General features: G+C 71.2%; 8 protein-coding genes and 2 pseudogenes. 6 read left to right on the forward strand and 4 right to left on the reverse strand.

What is annotated here, in order from left to right:
- The first annotated feature begins 231 nt into the window (after nucleotides 1-231).
- Nucleotides 232-1,815: a serine/threonine protein kinase gene (locus WMF17_RS03375; RefSeq protein ID WP_437648063.1), complete on the forward strand. Its 1,584-nt coding sequence runs from the start codon at nucleotides 232-234 to the stop codon at nucleotides 1,813-1,815.
- A gap of 159 nt (nucleotides 1,816-1,974) precedes the next feature.
- The gene (locus WMF17_RS03380; RefSeq protein WP_437648065.1) at nucleotides 1,975-3,048 is read left to right on the forward strand and encodes a hypothetical protein; all 1,074 of its coding nucleotides are present in this window, start codon (nucleotides 1,975-1,977) and stop codon (nucleotides 3,046-3,048) included.
- Between the two features lie 1,596 nt (nucleotides 3,049-4,644).
- Here WMF17_RS03380 and WMF17_RS03385 read toward each other — a convergent pair.
- Nucleotides 4,645-6,123, reverse strand: a complete 1,479-nt coding sequence (locus tag WMF17_RS03385) for a hypothetical protein (RefSeq protein WP_437648066.1) — start codon at nucleotides 6,121-6,123, stop codon at nucleotides 4,645-4,647.
- A complete protein-coding gene (locus WMF17_RS03390; RefSeq protein ID WP_437648068.1) occupies nucleotides 6,110-7,120 on the reverse strand; it encodes a hypothetical protein in 1,011 nt (336 codons plus the stop codon). The genes WMF17_RS03385 and WMF17_RS03390 overlap by 14 nt, the downstream gene beginning before the upstream one ends.
- Nucleotides 7,121-7,275: 155 nt before the next feature.
- On the opposite strand from WMF17_RS03390, the gene WMF17_RS03395 reads away from it, so the two are divergent.
- The 4 genes and pseudogenes from WMF17_RS03395 to WMF17_RS03410 all read left to right on the forward strand — a co-directional run.
- On the forward strand, nucleotides 7,276-7,710 hold the full coding sequence (locus WMF17_RS03395) for a DDE-type integrase/transposase/recombinase (protein WP_437648070.1): 435 nt from the start codon (nucleotides 7,276-7,278) through the stop codon (nucleotides 7,708-7,710).
- Between the two features lie 87 nt (nucleotides 7,711-7,797).
- Nucleotides 7,798-9,075: a PAS domain-containing protein gene (locus tag WMF17_RS03400; RefSeq protein ID WP_437648071.1), complete on the forward strand. Its 1,278-nt coding sequence runs from the start codon at nucleotides 7,798-7,800 to the stop codon at nucleotides 9,073-9,075.
- Nucleotides 9,076-9,495: 420 nt separating this feature from the next.
- Nucleotides 9,496-14,738: pseudogene (locus tag WMF17_RS03405) on the forward strand (AAA family ATPase).
- Between the two features lie 104 nt (nucleotides 14,739-14,842).
- A pseudogene (locus WMF17_RS03410) lies at nucleotides 14,843-15,058 on the forward strand (hypothetical protein); the annotation flags it as partial.
- A 31-nt stretch (nucleotides 15,059-15,089) separates the two neighbouring features.
- On the opposite strand, the gene WMF17_RS03415 reads toward WMF17_RS03410, so the two are convergent.
- Nucleotides 15,090-16,184 (reverse strand): hypothetical protein, encoded by a 1,095-nt coding sequence (locus tag WMF17_RS03415; protein ID WP_437648073.1) that lies wholly within the window; start codon nucleotides 16,182-16,184, stop codon nucleotides 15,090-15,092.
- A complete protein-coding gene (locus WMF17_RS03420; protein WP_437648074.1) occupies nucleotides 16,181-18,454 on the reverse strand; it encodes a DEAD/DEAH box helicase in 2,274 nt (757 codons plus the stop codon). The genes WMF17_RS03415 and WMF17_RS03420 overlap by 4 nt, the downstream gene beginning before the upstream one ends.
- Nucleotides 18,455-18,633: the final 179 nt, after the last annotated feature.

Raw genomic sequence — 18,633 nt, forward strand, 5'->3', positions numbered from 1 at the left:
ACGGAGCATGGACGCCTTGAACATCCACGGAGGTGCGATGACGCTGCACGCCTGCCCGTGGCACGTGTCGTGTTTGCTCCATGGCGAGCGTGTGACCGGACCGCGATCGATCGCAGGGCGCCTGGAAGGGGCGCAACGCCGCCGAGAATCGACCTGCGTTCAGCGCGGCTGACGCGGTGCGGTCCGTTCATGGCGCACTGGTTCCGGTGCGAATGAGCGCGAGAGAGGCTTATGTCAACGCTGAAGGCGCACACACCCGCCGGCGCTGGTGTGGTGATCAATGGCAAGTACAAGCTCGTCGAGAAGATCGGCGAGGGCGCCATGGGCTCCGTCTGGTCGGCGGTCAACCTCGCCACAGGGCGCGAGGTGGCGCTCAAGCGGATGATCCGCGCGGAGCCGGAGCTCCGGGTCCGGCTCGAGCGGGAGGCGCGGAGCTGCGGCGCGCTCCAGCACCGGAACATCGTGGATGTCTATGACCTGGCCGAGACGGACGCCGGCGATCCGTTCCTTGTGATGCAGCTGCTCTCGGGCGAGACGCTGGCCGAGCTGCTGCTGCGCAGGCGTCGGGTCGAGCCGGAGATCGGCGCGGGTATCGGCAGAGACGTCGCGAGGGGCCTCGCGGCGGCGCACGAGCTCCACATCGTCCATCGGGATCTGAAGCCCTCGAACATCTTCTTGCACCGGGAGGCCGGCGTGGAGGGGTGGGTCGTCAAGGTGCTGGACTTCGGTGTCGCCAAGAACCTGTCGATCAACGACGGACTCCACACCATGCCAGGCGGGATGGTCGGATCTCCGCTGTACATGAGCCCGGAGCAGGTCAAGGCGGACAGGACCATCGATCATCGCACCGATATCTGGACGCTCGGCGTCGTGCTGTTCGAGATGCTCACCGGGGAGCGGCCGTTCCAGGGGGACGCCACGGAGGTCTTCGCGGGGATCCTGAGCGGTGAGATCCCCACCCTGGCGCGGACCCTGTGGCGCGTGGACCGGCGGCTCGTCGACATCGTCGCCCGCTGCATGCGGCGAAACCGCGAGGAGCGGTTCGGGACCGCGGCGGAAGTGGCAGAGCTGCTCGACCCGATCGCGACGGCACGAGGAGCGCTCCCCTCCGCGCCAGGGAGCACGCGGAGCACGCGCGAAGCGAAAGAGGCGGCGCTGCCGCAGAGCATCGCGCGAAGTCCGCTCTCGACGGCGCCCTCCTCGCGGACCTCGGGCGCCGACGGTACCGCGAATGCCAGGGACACCGACAAGGCCACTCCGAGCCACCGGCGGGACCCTGAGAGCTCGACAACGCCGCTGGTCACGAGCTCGTCCCAGGTGAACCTCGCCGTCAGGGTCATCCCGCCCCGAGCGCCCGAGCCCCCGCGACAGGACGTGAGCTCGAGGTGGAATACCAGGGTTGCGGCCGCAGCCGCGGCGGTTGCGTTGACCGGGCTCGTGGCGGTGGTGCTGGTCTTACCGGGGAGACGTGCGCAGCGCCCTCCTGAGCTTCGCGCGATGGCGTCCGAGCCTTTCGTCACGGCATCGAGCCCACCGGCGCTGGCCCCGCCGGGCCCGGCGCGGACCGACGGAAGCACAAGGCGGATGTCGGCGGATGGAGCGAGCCTGGAGCCTGAACCGCCTGCGCCAGTCCCGACATCCAAGCAGCGCGTGGACGCACCGTCTGCTGGCACGAGCACCCAGAAGCCGCTTTCGCCCCGCCAGCCTTCAAATAGACAGCCGAAGGCCGAGCCTTGCGCGGGGGAGAAGGGATTTCTACGGGTCCTCTGTCTGGACAAGGAAAAGCGAGGGCGCAGCCCCTCTGGCCCGCAGTGATGGGAAGCGGTGAGCTCCAGGCGGAGGCGCTCTGGCGGGCCTCCTGGGCCTGTCGCACTGCAGGGGTCGGCGCCGCGGCGCGATGACCGAGACGGCGGTGTCCCTGCGCCTCCCGAGCCCCCTCATGAACCCATGTCATCGACGCGCAGGAGGTACACCATGGCGGGTGTCTTGACGACTTCTGGCCGGCGTGCGGCCGGAGCGATGCTGGGCGCGTTCCTCTGCGCGGTGACCGTGGAGGCGGTCGCCCTGGCGCAGACCCGTGATGCGCCAGGGGCGCCACGCGACGACGGCGCGCGCGCAGCACGCATCTACAGCGACGGGGTCGCGGCGGCCAGGCAGGGCCGCTGGCAGGAGGCCTACGCGGCCTACCTCGAGGCATGGAAGCTCAAGCAGCATTTCCAGATCGCGGCGAACCTCGCTCGGGCGGAGCTCAAGCTCGGAAAGCACCGCGACGCCGCGGAGCACATCTCGTTCTTCCTGCGCGAGGCAGAGGGCGTGAGCGAGCTCGATCGGGCGCGGGCTCGGCAGATGCTCGACGAGGCGAAGGCGAGCATCGGAACGCTCACGCTGATCGTGAGCCGGGCCCAGGCCACGGTGCTCGTCGATGGCGTCTCCGTGGGGACATCCCCGCTCGGGCGAGAAGTGTACGTTGAGCCGGGGGAGAGGAGGATCGAGGCGCGGCTCCAGGGCGAGACCCCGGCGATGACCTCGGTGGCGCTGGCGCCGGGAGCGTCGCAGGAGATAGAGCTCCGGTTCGTGGGGCGCGCCGCTGCGGCGGCGGCGATTCAGCCCCGGACACCGCAGCATCGCCCGCCCACGGCTCCGGATCGCGGCGCCGCCGGGCCGAGCATGGCGCTCGTCGCAGCCGGCGGCGCGGCCACGGGGCTCGCGGCGGGAACGGCGGTCGTCCTGAGGATCCTCGCGGATCGGAGCGCGCGAGCGGGCAGCAACGCCGCGGTGCCCGGCGCGGACTCCTGCTATGCGAGCGGACCTGCGACGCGCGAGACGCCCGACGACGCGAGGTGCCTCGAGGTGCACAAGCGCCGGACCGAGGCCGCGCGCCTGTACAATGTCTCCACCGGGGTCTTCGCCGCAGCGGGCGTGCTCGGCGCGGCGACCGTGGGCTATGCGCTGTACGGATCGTTGCGGGCCGATGGAGGACCCGCGGTGACGGCCGTTCCCGTGGCGCTGGCGCCCGGGGCAGGAGTTTCGCTGAGCGCACGATGGTGACATCGAGGATGTGACACTGGGGAGTGACACCATGCGAGTTCGTCTGTTCGAGGAGGTTCGTCGATTCCGGTGTGCCGCCGTGCTCGCCGCGGCGCTGCACGCGACCGCGTGTCAGCAGGTACCGGATTGCCGGCACTGTCACGATGGGGAGGGGGATTCACGTCCGGTTCCAGTGGACGGGTGCGGCGTGTTTGCGAGAGCGGGCGAGGACGCTGGAGGCTCCGGGAAGAGCGACGATCCTTACACGCGCCTGCAAGACGCGATCGACCACGCGGAGGGAAGGAAGGTGTGCGCGTGCACCGACGAGGCGTTCGCCGAGGCGGTGACGCTACGCGCAGGGATCGAGGTGCACGGGGGTTACACGTGCAACGGGGAGTGGGAGAAGAGCGCGGACAGGAAGAGCACGATCGTGGGGCCAGCGGGGCAGGTCGCGCTGACGCTGACGGGCGAGGCGGGCGGGGCGAAGATGCAGGGATTCGAGATCCGGGCGGCGGACGCGACGGAGCCTGGCGCGTCGTCCATCGCTGTTGCCGTGGCGGACATCGCGGCGGAGCTGACGCAGATCGACGTGCTGGCCGGCAACGGGAGGGCCGGGGAGGACGGCGAGGCGGCAGCGGGCACGGCGGCGGCAGGGGCTGACGCGCCGGCGAGGGGCGCGGAGGGCGCGCCGACGGATGGCTGGATCCCGACTGCTCCGATGGGGGGCAAGCCCGGACGGACTACGTGCGATGGCGTGGACACCGACGGTGGCGCGGGCGGGGATGGGGGGCTGCCGCCCGCGCTCGGCACGGACAGCCGCGGGAGGCCAGGGGAGGCTGGCAAGCCGGCTCCGGAGGCGATGGTGAACGGCAATGGGGGCAGGGTCGACAATGTCGGATATGGCCAGAATGGTTCCAATGGTGCTCCCGGAGGCTACGGAGGCGTCGGCGATAGCGGCCATGGCGGGAGGCTAGCCCTCGCCGGGATAACGGACGGCGACGGCGCTCGCGGCAAGCCCGGGAATCCGGGTCAAGGAGGAGGAGGGGGAGCAGGTTCAAAAATGCTTTGGGTACAGGGCGTTGGCGCTGGTGCTGGCGCGAGCGGTGGCGGCGGAGGCGCGGGTGGATGCGGCGGCAGAGGTGGCGCTGGCGGGAAAGCCGGAGGGTCCAGCATCGGAATCATTAGCCTCGGGACGCGGCTGGTCCTGTCAGAGGTAAGCGTCACCCTTAAAGAAGGCGGCAAAGGGGGAGACGGAGCGGCTGGGCAAGAGGGCGGACCGGGGGGGCTCGGTGCACCAGGTGGTGTCAACACGAGCGATCCGGCCCGTCGTTATGCAGGCACTGGAGGGAATGGCGGTGATGGCGGCAGCGGCGGGCCAGGACGCGGTGGGCGCGGCGGACATGCGATCGGCATCGCCTACGACGCTGAGCGCGTTGCCATGCCGTCGTTGACGACGTTTTCCCCCGGATCTCCGGGAGCCGGCGGTCTGAGTGGACCGGGCGGTTTGTTCGAAGCAGGCGCCCGCGGTGAGGGCGCCGCGTGCTGGAACTTCAAGACGGGGACGAGCTGCACGCCGTGAGCGGCGGCCTGCCATACGCCGAGCTCCTTGAAGAAGGCCTATTCGAACACGGGTGGGCTGTCGAACACCGTCGGACCTGCGGTCTCCGAGGTCTCTGCGGCCGGAGGCGGTGTCCTGCGTTGAGTCCACCTCGCCGGACCTCGCTGCGTCCCCCGGCGCTGCGCCCGGGCGCCTCCCGTGGCCGCCGGCGGCGCCTCCGGTGAGCTCGTGCCCACCCGCGCCGGCGGAGGCGGAGGCGCCGCCGTCGGCTCGATGTCCGGCTCGTCCTCCATCACCGCTGCCGGCGGCGCCGCGACATCCCCTCTCCCCTCCTCCTCGCGCGCGGGATCCGACAGGACGCCGAGCACCGATGCCGCGGCCACCGCCGCGCTCGCGCCGACGACCGCCCTCCGGATCCAGCGTCGCGCGAGCGGCCTCTCCACGTCGGGCGCTCTCTCCTCCTGCTCGCCCTCCGCCGCCTCGACGCGCGCGCCGGCGGGCGTCGCAGCGGCCGCGGCCTCCTCGCGCCGCACCGCCTGGGCCTCGGGTCCTGTGCGCGCGGCGCCCTGGGGCGCGCCGGCAGCCAGCGCGCCCTGCGCCGCGTAGCGCTCCCGCCAGCCCACCGGCTTCGACCTCTCCAGCTCGGCGCCATACGGCCTCGCGCTGAACACCGCCCGGGCGATCTCCGCCTCGTCCCCGGGCACCTCCTCGAGGCGCAGGAGCCGGCCCTGGCGCTCCTCCGTCGCGACATCGCGCTCGGCCACGAGCCGCACCGACAGCCCGCCCGGGATACCGGTCTCTCGACCGGTGGTGATCGCCGTCCACTTGATGTTCGAGCGGAACAGCACCGCCGCGAGCCTCGACGCGACGCTCGCGACCGCCTCGAACGGCTCGTCGTCGCCGTGCACGATGACCACCCGCCTCGGCTGCGCGGCCGCATCGGCGACCCACGCCCAGGACAGGTCGCTCCGCGGCAATCGCGGGAGATCGTCGAACGCCTCCACATAGCGCGCCAGCACGCGGGACACGCCGTCCGGATGCTCCAGGACCGCGCGCACGTACGCGCGGTAGAAGGCGCTCGCGGGAGAGCCGGACTCTCCTGCGTTCATCGTGTGGCGGTGGAACGTGATCGCCGCTTCGAGCAGCGACGCAGGGCGCACCTCGCGATCGACCGCCGCGATCCCGTGCGCGAACGGCGGGTGCCCCCTGCCCGCGTGATCCGTCGCGCCGCCGATCCGGAACGCGAAGATCAGGGAGATCGCGCCGTGACCGGCCTCGTGCTGGGTGTCGTCGCGCGAGAGATTGCCGATGGCGAACGCGTGCGTGCCGTTCGTCTGCGGCTCGATGTACTTCATCAGGCGCGCGAGGTGGCTCAAATGCGTCGGCGTGAGCGGCCCCTGGGGGACCTCGGGGCCATACATGAAATCGATCTGGTGCTCCGGGACGTTCCCGTGGAGCACGTGGTACCACGGCGCGTCGTCCGCGGCGCGGTAGCGCGGAGGCTCGTACCCCGCGGCGCTGGCTTCATTTCTGCGCATGGGGCCCGACCTGCTGAGCCGAGAGTCGCGCTGTCTGGGAGATGGCCGTCGGCGCGAGGACCTCCTGCTTGATGCGCTGGAGGAGCTGACCGTCGTAGGCGTGCTTCGGCAGGATGCGCTCGACGAAGTGCGAGAACAGGTGGTGCGTGCTGTGGCCGTAGCTCGCCGAGCCCACGAGCACCCGCGTGCTGACGTGGTTCTTGAGCCGCTCGATCCCCTCGATCAGCGGCCGGTAATGCCTGTGCGCCTCCAGCTCGATCTCGGCGGGCGTCCCGGAGAGGACGTCCGACTTGTTGATGAACAGGACGACCGCCTTGCAGGCGGTCAGCGTCTTCGAGCCGAAGAAGTAGCGCAGCGACTGCGGCTGAAATTCCCGGATCTGCTCCTCTACCCGGGCCGGATCCACCTGCCGTCCGTCCTTGGACGCGAGATCGACCACGAGGAGAAGGCCGTGGATCTCTTCCACGACGAGCTCGTGCTGGGCCTCGACGAGATGCTCTCCGCCCCAGTCGCCGATCTCGAAGATGTGCTCGGTCAGCTCTTCCTTCGTGGACACGTTGCTCACGGTTCGCTCGTAGCGCTCGATCTTCGTCCCTTGCAGCTTGCCGAGGTCGACGAGGGGATTGGCCCACTTCAACGTGAGCGAGGTCTTCCCGGTCCCTTTGATGCCGAGCGTCAGGATCTTGTACCGTTTCTGCGTGATCTTGGGCCGAGCGTCCAGCTCCCTCCGCAACCACTCGATCTCTCGCTGCTGCGCGTCGAGCCATTCGATCTTCTGTCGATCCTCGCTCCGGGCGCGCTCGAGCGTCTCTCGGTCCTGGGCGTGCTCCGAGCGCAGCTGCTCGAGCTGCACGTTGGATTGACGGAAGGCCTCCGCGTTCCGTGCGGCCTCGCGCAGCTGTCCCTTCAACGAGGCCGTCCGGGCCGCGAGCCAGGTCATGCCCGCACCGCAGCCGAGCGCGCCGAGCCCGAAGAGGATCGATAAATCTACTGTCATCTCCACGCCCCTCACCCCCGCCGACCGGGTGGCCTGCGTCGCGCCGTTCCCGGCGGACGGTCCCCGGGCCGCGGCGGCGCCCATGGGCTCAAGTGCTATCACAGCGCGCCTCGACGACCAGCCGAGTCCCGGCGTCGCCGCCCGTCCGAGGCGCCGTGTCCGGGGCGTCGCGCGCCGCTCCGCGCACGGTCATGTCGCCAGTGCGTCCAGGCCCGCTGCGCCAAGAGGGGCAACTGACGCACCGAGGGCGCGCCAAACAGCCGGCGCGCACCGAGGCCGAGGAGCATCTCGCGACCGGCCCCCCCAACCAGCTCTGGAGCTGGGACACCAGCTATCTCAAGACCACCGTCTGTGGTCGGTTCTACTCTCTGTACATGATCGTCGACACCTGCAGCCGGCGCATCATGGGCTGGGTGGTGCACGACGAGAAGGCGCGCGCGAGCCACCGCCGTGTCTACATCATGCGCGCGAGCGACCTTACACGACTCAGAGCGCATGTCCGCGCAGGCGTGAGCGTCGCCACGCGCCCGGTCGCAGGCAGCCGAGTTCAGGATCAAATCAGCTTGGCAATGCTGGACAGATCATGTTAAGGTCCAGTATGTAATAATGGATACACTCGACGCGAGCGCGATGGTCACGCGTGAGCTGGAAGTGTGGGTGCGATAACCGGGGGCGGCGTGGATATCGAGGAAATGCGGGCCGAGCTGGAGCGGCTCCGCCGTGCGGTCGAGGCGCTGGAGCAGCGCGCCCAGGCCGCGGAGGCGCAGGCGGCCCTGTACCAGGGCGTCTTCGAGCACCTTCCCGTCCCGTCGGCCCTCTACCGCGCCGACGGCGTCCTTTCAGACATCAACCGGCGGAACCGCGAGATGCTGGCCGTGCCGTCGAAGGAAGCCATCGTCGGCAAGCATAATATGTACGAGGACCCGATGGCCGTGGCGGGCGGATACACCGCCCATTTCGATCGGGTGATCGGAAGCGGCGAATGCGTGATCATGGCGCCGACGCCGTACGACACGGCCGACGCCGGCCTGGAGCGCACCGAGGACCGCACCGTCTGGACCGAGAGCAGGATGTCGCCGGCTGACGTGGGCGGCGCGCGCTACGTGATCGGGATCAACCTCGACGTGACGGACAGGATGCACGCCCAGCAGGCGTACCAGGACAGCACGGCATTTGTCACCGCAATCGTCGAGCACGCGCCCAGCGCCGTCTACGTTAAGGATCTGGAGGGCCGCTACGCGCTCGTCAACAGGCACTTCGAGCGGCTCATGGGCGTCTCCCGCGACGCAGTGCTCGGGCGCACCGATCGCGACGTCCTGCCCCCGGAGCTCGCCGAGGGGTTTGCACAGTCGGAGCGGCGGGTCATCGCGACGGAGGCGCCGCTCGTCAAGGAGGAGCAGCTCCTGCTCGAGGGCCGCGCCCATTGCCTCATGACCACGAGGTTCCCGCTGCTGGATTCACGAGGGAGGCTGTACGCGGTGTGCGGCATCTCCGCGGAGGTCACCGAGAGCCGAGCGGCCGAGGCCGAGGCCCAGCGGCTCCAGGACGAGATCCTCCGCCTGCAGGAGGCCAGGCTGCGCGCGCTTTCCACGCCGCTGCTGCCGATCGCGCGCGGCGTGGTGGTGATGCCGCTCATCGGCAACATCGACGCGCCCCGGGCGCAGCAGGTGCTCGAGACCCTGCTGGAGGGCATCGTCGCCCACCAGGCCTCGATGGTGATCCTCGACGTCACGGGCGTGCCGACCATCGACGCCCCGGTCGCCAGCGCGCTGGTGCGGACGGCGCAGGCGGTGAACCTGCTCGGCGCGCAGGTGCTCCTGACGGGGATCCAGCCCGCAATCGCGCGGACGCTCGTGGAGCTCGGGGCGGATCTGGGCGGGATCCTGGTACGGTCCACGCTCGATTCGGGCATCGCGTACGCCCTCGCGCGCGGCCTCGGGCGCGTGAGCGCGTGAGCGGGCAAGCCCGCAGGTGTGGCGTGGAGGCGGCCATCTTCGATGGGCGAATAAGAGAGCCGACCAAGACCGGACCGAGCCAGGCGTCGGTGGATTGAGGGTTCCGCCGCCCGCGTTCTCGACCTTGTCGTTGATCGTCCGGGCGATGAATTGGGCACCGTCCACGAAGGCGACGATCGAGCGCTTCCGCGCACTGCTGCGCGGGAGGCCGGGCGGACGGCGACGGCGTTCGCGAGCCAGCGTGCGGGGCGGGTCCTGCCACGATGTCATCGACAGGGTGGTCCCGGCGCGGGGCGTGGCGCGCGCTGGGGGTTCGCGGAGGAGGATGGATGATGTTCCGGTGCCTCGCCCGCTCAAAGCGATGGCGATGCGCGCCGACCATGGCAGCATGCGTCGCACATTCCCCGTAGTAGGGCTCCTGTGGGCACCAATCCCGTCTCGTCCGATCACGGGCCTTCGTCCCGTTACGCCATCATCGAGGTCCTCTACGAGGGGTCGGACACCGTCCTTTACCGGGCTGTACGCGAGGACGACGGCCGGCCCGTGGTGCTCAAGGTCCTCCGGCGCGACCACGCGAGCTCTCGCGCCCCCGAGCGGCTGCGCCACGAATACGAGGTCGCTCGGGCGCTCGACACCACCGCCATCGTCACGCCCTATGGGCTCGACATGCTCGGCGATCAGCCGGCGCTGGTCCTGGAGGATTTCGGCGGCGTGTCGCTCGATCGGCTCCAGAGAGGGCCGATGCCGCTCGAGCGCTTCTTCCCCCTCGCCATCCGCGTGGTCGAGGCGCTCGCCGGGCTGCATCGGCACGACGTCGTCCACAAGGACATCAAGCCTCAGAACGTGCTCCTCAACCCCGCCACCGGCGAGGTGAAGATCACCGACCTGGGTATTGCGTCCCGGATACCCCGCGAGCTCCAGCACCTCGAGCACATCGGGCTCATCGAGGGGACCCTGGCCTACATGGCCCCGGAGCAGACGGGCCGAATGAACCGCTGGGTCGACGAGCGGACCGATCTCTACTCCCTGGGCGTCGTCTTCTACGAGATGCTGACGGGCACCTTGCCGTTCCAGGCCGGCGATCCGGTCGCGTGGATCTATTGCCATATCGCGCAGAAGCCGGCCCCGCCGCACGCGCTCGTCCCCTCGATTCCCCCGCTCCTGTCGGAGCTCGTGCTCAAGCTGCTCTGCAAGGCCGCCGAGGAGCGTTACCAGAGCGCGGCCGGCCTGCGGCACGACCTCGACGAGTGCTTCGCGAGGTGGCGGGCGAGCGGCGCCATTCCGCCCTTCGCGCTCGGTCAGCGCGACCTCTCGGACCGGTTCCAGGTGCCGCAGCGGCTGTACGGGCGCGAGCGCGAGGTGGAGGCGCTGCTCGCCGTGTTCGAGCGGGTGGTGACGCAGGGCCGGCCAGAGCTCGTGCTCGTGTCGGGCTACTCGGGCGTCGGCAAATCGTCGCTCGTCGCGGAGCTGCACCGGCCGGTGGTGAGGGAGCGGGGCTTCTTCCTCTCCGGCAAGTTCGATCAAGCCGCGAGGGACGTCCCCTACCGCGCTTTCCATCAGGCGTTCCGGGCGCTTTTTCAGGAGATCCTCTGCGCGAGCGAGGAGCAGGTCGAGCGCTGGAGACAGCGTTTCCGGGAGGCCCTCGGCCAGAACGGCAGGCTGCTCGCCGACGTGCTCCCCGAGCTCACGCTGCTCCTCGGCCCTCAGCCGCCCGTACCCGAGCTGCCGCCGGCCGAGGCCCAGAGCCGGCTGCACGCGACGCTCCAGCGCTTCGTTTCGGCATGCGCCCAGAAGGAGCACCCCGTGGCGCTCTTCCTCGACGACCTGCAGTGGGCCGACGCGGGAAGCCTCCAGCTGCTCGAGCAGCTCGCCACCTACGCCGGGTCCGAGCGCCTCCTGCTGATCGGCGCGTACCGCGACAACGAGGTCGGCCCCGCGCACCCGCTGCGGCTCGCGCTGGCCGAGGCGCGGAAGCGCGGCGCCGCTGTCTCCGAGCTCGTCCTCGAGCCGCTCTCGGCCACCCATGTAGGGGCGCTCGTCGCCGAGGCGGTCCACGCGCCGCACGCGCCCGCAGAGCAGGCCGAGCCGCTCTCGCGGCTGGTTCATGAGAAGACCGGCGGCAACCCGTTCTTCGTGCCTCCACGCGTGCGACGTTGATCTGCCGCTCCACCCCACCGACGCACAGATCGAGAAGGAGAGCGAGAGCGTCTGGCAGGCCCTGGGCGATCGGGCCATCGAGGACTTGATCCACCTGCCCCCCCATGACGCACCCGGAGATCAAGATCACGATGGGCGTGCTGCAGAGCGTGTCCCTCCCTTCGTTCTTCGTGGACCCGAACCTGTACCACCTCGCCGTCATGCGCATGGTCAAGCTCAGCCTGCGCCACGGCAACGCCGAGCACTCCGCCCTCGCGTACGCCGCCTTCGCGATGGTGATGAGCTCGAGGTTCGGGCGATATCAGGAGGCTTACTTGTTCGGCAGGCTCGGCTACGACCTGGCGGACAGGAGCGGCCTCCTCACCACGAAATCGGTGGTGGTCATCCTCTTCGGACACTATGTCGTCTTCTGGACACGCCACTACCGAGAGACGTATCCGTACACGCGCGACGGCTTCAGCGCCGCGGTCGAGTCCGGTGATGTGAACAACGCGTGCCTCAACTGCATCTGGGCCGCGCTGTTCCCGCTGCTCGCTGGCGAGCCGCTGGAGGACGTGCTTCACGAGGTCGAAGAGCGCCTCGATTTCGTGCGCAGGGTCGGCCACGCGTTCGCGCACAACGCCCTCCTCGGCGGCCACGCCATGATCCAGACGCTGCGCGGGAGGCCGGTCCGCCTCTCGATGCGGGACGGGTCCGAGCTGGATCCGCCGGCCTTCGAGGCGCGGCTGGAGGAGCGGGGGAGCTGGAGACGGCTCGCGACTTCTATCACAGCTTGAAGGCGCAGGCGCTCTTCGTGCTCGGCGCTCACCGGGAGGCGCTCGCGGCGGCGACCCGCGCGATCGCCGAGCACCCCCCCAGGGTCGGGCCGCACGCGCTCATCGCCGAGAGCTTCTATTATCGCGCGCTCGCGCTCGCGGCCCTCTCGGACGGCGCGGACGAGGCGCAGCCATCCCCGCTGTGGGTGCTCCCCGAGGAGCTCGTCGAGTGCGAGCGGCAGCTCGGCGAGTGGGCCAGGAGCGGCCCCGACAACTTCCTTCACAAGCACGCCTTGGTCCGCGCCGAGATCGCCCGGCTCCTGGGGCGCGAGCCGGAGGCCAGCCGGCTCTACGAGCAGGCCATCGCGGCGGCGCGCGAGGGTGGCTTCGTCCAGCACGAGGCCATCGCCTGCGAGCTCGCCGCGGAGTTCTATCGCGCGCGCGGCCTCGCGACGCCCGCCGACAGCTACCTGCGAGCCGCCCGCGCCGGCTATTTCCGCTGGGGTGCCCACGCCAAGGTGGAGCAGCTCGATCAGCGCTACCCCCACCTCGCCCCGCGCAAGCCGATCGCCCCCACCGTCACCTTCGCCGTACGGGCCGAGCAGTTCGACGTCCTGTCGGTGGTGAAGGCCGCGCAGAGCATCTCCGGCGAGCTCAAGCTCTCGCGGCTGCTCGAGACGCTGCTGCGCACCATGGTCGAGCACGCAGGCGCCGAGGAGGGGCATGTGCTCCTGCTCCGGGAGGATCGCCTGTCGACCGCGGCGGCGATCGAGGCGCCCGGGGGCGCGGTACGGCTGCTCGATGCGGGCGAGGCGCAGTCGGCTGCGCTGCCGCAGTCCGTCCTCAACTACGTTCGCCGGAGCCACGAGCGCGTGCTGCTCGACGACGCCGCCGCCCGGCACCCCTTCATGGAGGACGAGTATTTCCGGCGCAAGCGACCGAGATCGGTGCTGTGCCTCCCGATCGTGCGGCAGGCCCGGCAGATCGGCCTGCTCTACCTGGAGAACAACCTCGTCACCGGGGCGTTCACCCCCGGGCGGCTCAGCGTCGTAGAGCTGCTCGCCTCGCAGTCGGCGATCTCGCTGGAGAACGCGATGCTCTATGCCGAGGTGGAGCAGGAGAACGCCGAGCGCCGGCGGGCGGAGCAGGCGCTCGAGGCCAACCAGGAGATGCTCCAGGCCATCGTCGACAACTCGGCGGCGAGCGTCTACGTCAAGGATCACGAGGGCCGGTTCCTGCTGGCCAACCGGCACGTAGCCGCCCTCCTGGGCGTGCCGAGCGAGCAGCTCCTCGGGAGGACCGATGCCGACATCTTCCCTGCTCCCATCGCCGAGATGGTCCGCGAGCACGAGCGGAAGGTGCTCGAGGCGGGGGCGCCGATGGAGTGGGAGGAGACGGTGCCGCTGGGAGACGGGCTGCACACGTTCCTGTCGATCAAATTCCCTCTCGGCGAGGGCGTCATGCCCGGCGTGCTCTGCGGCATCTCCACCGACATCACCGAGCGCAAGCGGGTCGAGCAGGCCGAGCGGTTCCTGGCCGAGGCGAGCCGCAAGCTGATGACGCTGGGGTACAGCGCGACCTTCGAGAGCGTGGCGCAGCTCCCGGTGCCAGAGCTCTCGGATCAGTGCGTCATCGAGGTGCTCTCGGAGGACAGGACACCGGGCCCGACGGCCGTCGCGGGGGTGCCCGGCGAGCAGCTGGAAGCGCTGAAGGACGCGCTGCGCGCGCTGGCAGAGGCGTCGCCGGCCGGAGCCGAGGGGGAAGATGGCCGCGCCACGCCGCTGGTGCAGCAGGTGCGTTCGCTCGACCCGCGGGTCAGGCCACCCTGGGAGCGGCTCGGCGTCCACGCGTTCCTGCGGGTTCCGCTGCTCGCGCGCGACCGGTACTTCGGCGTCATGACCCTGCTGGCGACCGCGCCCGAGCGCCGTTGTGGCCCCGCCGAGCTGCGACTGGCGGAGGAGCTGGGGCGCCGCGCGGCGCTCGTGCTCGACAATGCCCGCCTGTACGTCGAGGCCCAGGAGGCGATCCAGCGGCGGGACGAGTTCCTCGTCGTCGCCTCTCACGAGCTCAAGACCCCGCTGACCTCGCTGCAGATGCAGGGTCCAGACGGTCGAGCGCCTGCTGCGCCGCCGTTCGCTCGCGGACGTCCCCGCGGAGCGGATCGAGGGGATGCTCCAGATCCTCTGCCGCCAGACGTTGCGGCTCGGGCGCTTGGTAGACGAGCTGCTCGACGTCACGAGGATGAACGCCAAGCGGCTGGTGCTCGCGCGCGCGCCGGTCGATCTGGCGGCGCTGGCGTGCGACGTTGTCGAGCGGATGCGGCCGCAGCTCGCGGCGTCCCACTGCCGGACGCAGCTCGATCTGGACGAGCCCGTGGTCGGGTGCTGGGATCCCGCTCGCCTGGAGCAGGTCGTCATCAACCTCCTGTCGAACGCAATGAAGTACGGCGCAGGTAAACCGATCTTCGTCGGCGTGCGGCGGCAGGCCGATCGCGCGCTGCTGGTCGTCCGGGATGAGGGGATCGGGATCGCGGAGGCCGATCAGGGCAGGATCTTCGAGCGCTTCGAGCGCGCGGTGTCGGTGCGCAACTTCGGCGGCCTCGGCCTCGGGCTGTACATCGCATGCTCCATCGTGGCGTCGCACGGCGGCTCCATCCGGGTGGAGAGCAAGCTGGGCGCCGGCGCGACGTTCGTGGTGGAGCTCCCGCTGAGCCCACCGGAGGCGGACGAACGCGGCGTCGCGCCGGCCTAGCCCTACTTTCCGAATGTCAGCGCAATAAGCGCTCAGCGCCCCAGACTCGGGGGGCCCCCGGGGGTCCGAGGCGAAAAGGGCGCCAGACCGGGGGGCCCCCGGGGATCCGAGGCGAAAAGGGCGCCAGACCGGGGGGGCCCCCGGGGGTCCGAGGCGAAAAGGGCAACCGCGAGGCGGTTCGGGGCAGCCGTGATGCGGTTCGGGGCAGCCGTGAGGCGGTTCGGGGCAGCCGCGAAGCGGTTCGGGGCAGCCGTGAGGCGGTTCGGGGCAACCGTGAGGCGGTTCGGGGCAGCCGTGAGGCGGTTCGGGGCAACCGTGAGGCGGTTCCGGGGCCCGGCGGCCGACTGGCCCTCACCGCCGCTTCGCGCACGCCGGGCACGCGATCCTGCCCTGCGCGTTCGGCGCGCACGCCTCGCAGAGCAGGTGCATCCGATCGTCGCAGGCCGCCGGTCTCGACGTCGCCATGCCGCACGCCTCGCACGTGAGCCTGTCCAGGCTCGACGCGCCCGCCGGGAGCCGCGCGACGAGCTCCCGCGACTCCTTGCGACGCCGGAGACGCAGGCTCACGAGCGCCGCCGGGACCTCGGCGATCACCAGCGCCGCGACCGAGCACGTCACCTTCGCCGCGAACCGCGCGGGCAGGGCCTCCAGCTTCGCGTTCCGCTCCGCCACGAGGTGCGCGACCTTGGCCTCGACCGCCTTCGGATCCGCGCGCCGCCGCGGCGCCCGCGCCTCCGCGATCAGGTCCGCGAAATACGACACGATCCGATCGTGATCCCGCGCGTGCCGGCGCTCGACCTCGTCGAGCAGCGGCTGCACCGCCGCCCGCACCGCCCGCTCCGCGCGGAGCGCGATCCAGTCCGCCGCGCGGCCGTCCGCCGCGAGCGGCGCGGCGCTCGGCTGCACGAGCGCGCTCGGCCAGGCGAGGTCCAGGTGCGCGCCCACCGCGGCGTCCGGCTCGCCGCCGTCGTGCGCGTTCACCACCACCCGGACGAGCCCCTCGCGCCGGTCGTCGGCCTCGACGACATGAGCGACGCTGGCCGCGACGTAGACAGCCGTACCCGTGGAGATCTGCCCGGGCTCGCAGAGCCCGTTGCGCAGCGCGAAGCGGTCCGCGGCGGCCCTCACATGAGCAGGCCGCGGTGGATCCGCGGCGAGACGCGCCGACGTGGACACCGGCCGCCCGCGCGCCCTCGCGATCAGCCGCTCGAGCAGCGTCGAGCCGAGGCCGCACGCGACGTCCCCGTCCCGATCGGGGTAGAGCGCGAGGGCGCACTCCTCCGGGACCTCGATCTCGGCCGCGAGCCGCGGCGGCAACAGCGCCACCGCCCGCGCACCCTCCCGCTCGGCGAGCGCTCCGGCCTCCGCGAGCGCCTCGATAACGAAATCGAGCGGAGCGGGCAGCGCGCCCCCCGCAGGCGAGGCCGTCCCCGGCGACGCGGTCATGCCTCGTAGTCCTTCCCGAAGAGCCTGGCGTCGAGGCGCTTCACCTGCTCGTAACGCCCGCGCGCCGCGGCGAGCTCCTCGGCGATGGCGTCGAAGCCGCTCGCGAGCTCCTCCTCCGAGCGCGACGTTGCGTAGAGCGCGACGATCCGCTCCTCCAGGTCGCGCTCGTCGGCCAGGTTGCCGAGGACCATGTCCATCTCCCCCACGACCAGCTCGAACAGGTGCAGGCGGCGATCCAGCAGATCGAGGACGCGCTCCTCGGCGGTGCCGCGCGCGCAGAGGTTGTAGACGCGCACCTCCTCCCGCTGGCCCATCCGGTGCAGCCGCCCGATCCGCTGCTCGATGAGCATGGGATTGTAGGGGAGATCGAAGTTCACGAGGACATGGCAGTGATGGAGGTTGTGCCCCTCGCCGCCGGCGTCGGTGGAGACGAGCACGCGCGCGCGGCCCTCGCGAAACGCCGAGAGGGCAGCGCGCTTGTCCGCGGCGGAGAGGCCGCCGTGGAACGCCGCGGGCTCGACGCCGGCGTCGCGGAGCACGGCCTCGATGTACGACAGCGTGTCGCGGAACCGGGTGAAGACGAGGAGCTGCTCGTCGTGCGCGCGCGCGAGCTCGACCAGCGCGCCGCCCTTCCGGGACGCGCGGACCGAGGCCGCCTGCTGCGCGAGGGCGGCCAGCGCGGCGCGCAGCGCGGGCGCGCGCCTGTCGCTCGCGCTCATGCGCTCGAGGCTCCCGCGCACCGCGGCCGGGCTCGAGCCGGCGCCGAGCAGGAGCGTCGACGTGACGAGCCGGGTGCCGGCGTCGGCCCCGTGCGCGCGCACGAGCCCGAGGACGCGCTCGTAGAGCGCGCGCTCCTCCGGCAGCGGCTCGACCATCGTCGTGCTCACGTAACGGGGCGGCAGCGCGAGGCCGCTGTCGGCGCGGGTGTTGCGGACCATCACCTCGGCGAGCAGGGCGCGCAGCCGCTCCCGGTTCTTGGGCGACAGCGGGTCCTTCGGGTCGACGAACTGGGCGCGGAAGGCGGCCGGGGTCGCGAACTGGCCGGGCTTGAGCAGCGTCACGAGGTTGTAGAGCTCCTCGAGGTCGGTCTCGATCGGCGTCGCCGTGAGCATCAGGAGGAAGCGGCTGTGCAGGCCATCGACCAGCCTGAAGCCGGCGGTCGTGCGGCTCTTGACGTGGTGGGCCTCGTCGACGATCACGAGATCCCACGAGGCGGCCTGGACGAGCGGCGCGTGCCTCGCGCTCCTCGCGAGGGCGAGCGACGCGACGACCACGCCCTCGTCGCGCCAGAAGGCCTCGGGGTCGGCCGTGCGCGCGGCGTCGTCGGTTGTGCGCGCCGCGATCCCGGCCTTCTCCGCGAGCTCGCCCGTCCACTGGCCGACGAGCGCCGGGGGGACGAGGATGAGCGCCCGCCGGACCATCCCGCGGAGCTGGTACTCGCGCAGGATCATGAGCGCCTCGACGGTCTTGCCGAGCCCGACCTCGTCGGCGAGCAGCGCGCGCCCGCGGAACCCGCGGAGGACGCGGCGCGCGGTCTCGATCTGGTAGCGGTGCGGCTCGACGCCGGTGAGGGCGGCGAGCGCGAGCAGCTCCTCGAACTGCTCGGCCGAGGCGAGCAGATGGGCGCGCAGCGCGTGGCTCACCGCCGCGAGCGAGGCCGGCGGCCCCTGGAGCCGCTGGAGCAGCTCGGACCGGTCGAGGCCGGCCATCAGGAGCGGCGCCGGCTTCCTGGGCGGCGGGGCCGGCACAGGCGGAGCGGGCTCGGGCGGGCGCTCCGGGGGCGGGGCGGTGGGGGGTCGTCGAGGCGGCGCAGCGGGCGCCTCGGTCCTCCGAGCCGGCGCGGCAGGCCGGGCCCGACGGGGGGCGGCAGGGCGTGCGGGGGGCGGCTGCCGCTCGGCGCGAAGCGCGTGGATGAGCTGCTGGACGTCGCGCCGATCAACGAGCTGGACGAGCCGGCGCGATAGACCGACGTTGCGGTCGAGGCAGAACGTGCTCGCGTTGTAGGCCAGGAACGCCGGATCCGCGCTCGTCGATTCGCGCATTCGCTCGATGAGCCCGCCCCCCGCGAGCGCCAGCGGGAGGCCGTTCGCCAACAGCAGTTCATGCGCCTCATCGAGCGTCAGCGGCAGCTGGTGCGACCGGCCCGAGAGCGCGAATGCCAAGGTGAAGAGATCAGCGCCGGAGAGCAGCCCGCCGCCGGCGCCCGCGGCGAGCAGCCCCCTCACGTCGCTCGCGGTGATGGACGTGATGGGCGTCGTGGAGACCTGCATGCCTTCGCCGCCTTATCTTGCCGGCACCGGGCTGTCGAGGTGCCATGAGCAGGCGGGCGGCGGAGAATGAGATGATTATTTTTGGAAATATTGCCTGTTTGATCGTAATGCATCGTTCTCCGCGTCGCGCTCGAGCGCGCTGGTCTTGCCTTGCCGCGTGCGGCCGGGCAGGCTTCGTC

Source organism: Sorangium sp. So ce362, assembly GCF_051519845.1.
GTDB lineage: Bacteria > Myxococcota_A > Polyangia > Polyangiales > Polyangiaceae > Sorangium.

Bases quoted from the DNA above. Each gene is read 5' to 3' on its own strand.
- WMF17_RS03375 (WP_437648063.1), top strand. From the start codon at position 232: ATGTCAACGCTGAAGGCGCACACACCCGCCGGCGCTGGTGTGGTGATC.
- WMF17_RS03380 (WP_437648065.1), top strand. From the start codon at position 1,975: ATGGCGGGTGTCTTGACGACTTCTGGCCGGCGTGCGGCCGGAGCGATG.
- WMF17_RS03385 (WP_437648066.1), bottom strand. From the start codon at position 6,123: ATGCGCAGAAATGAAGCCAGCGCCGCGGGGTACGAGCCTCCGCGCTAC.
- WMF17_RS03390 (WP_437648068.1), bottom strand. From the start codon at position 7,120: ATGACAGTAGATTTATCGATCCTCTTCGGGCTCGGCGCGCTCGGCTGC.
- WMF17_RS03415 (WP_437648073.1), bottom strand. From the start codon at position 16,184: ATGACCGCGTCGCCGGGGACGGCCTCGCCTGCGGGGGGCGCGCTGCCC.
- WMF17_RS03420 (WP_437648074.1), bottom strand. From the start codon at position 18,454: ATGCAGGTCTCCACGACGCCCATCACGTCCATCACCGCGAGCGACGTG.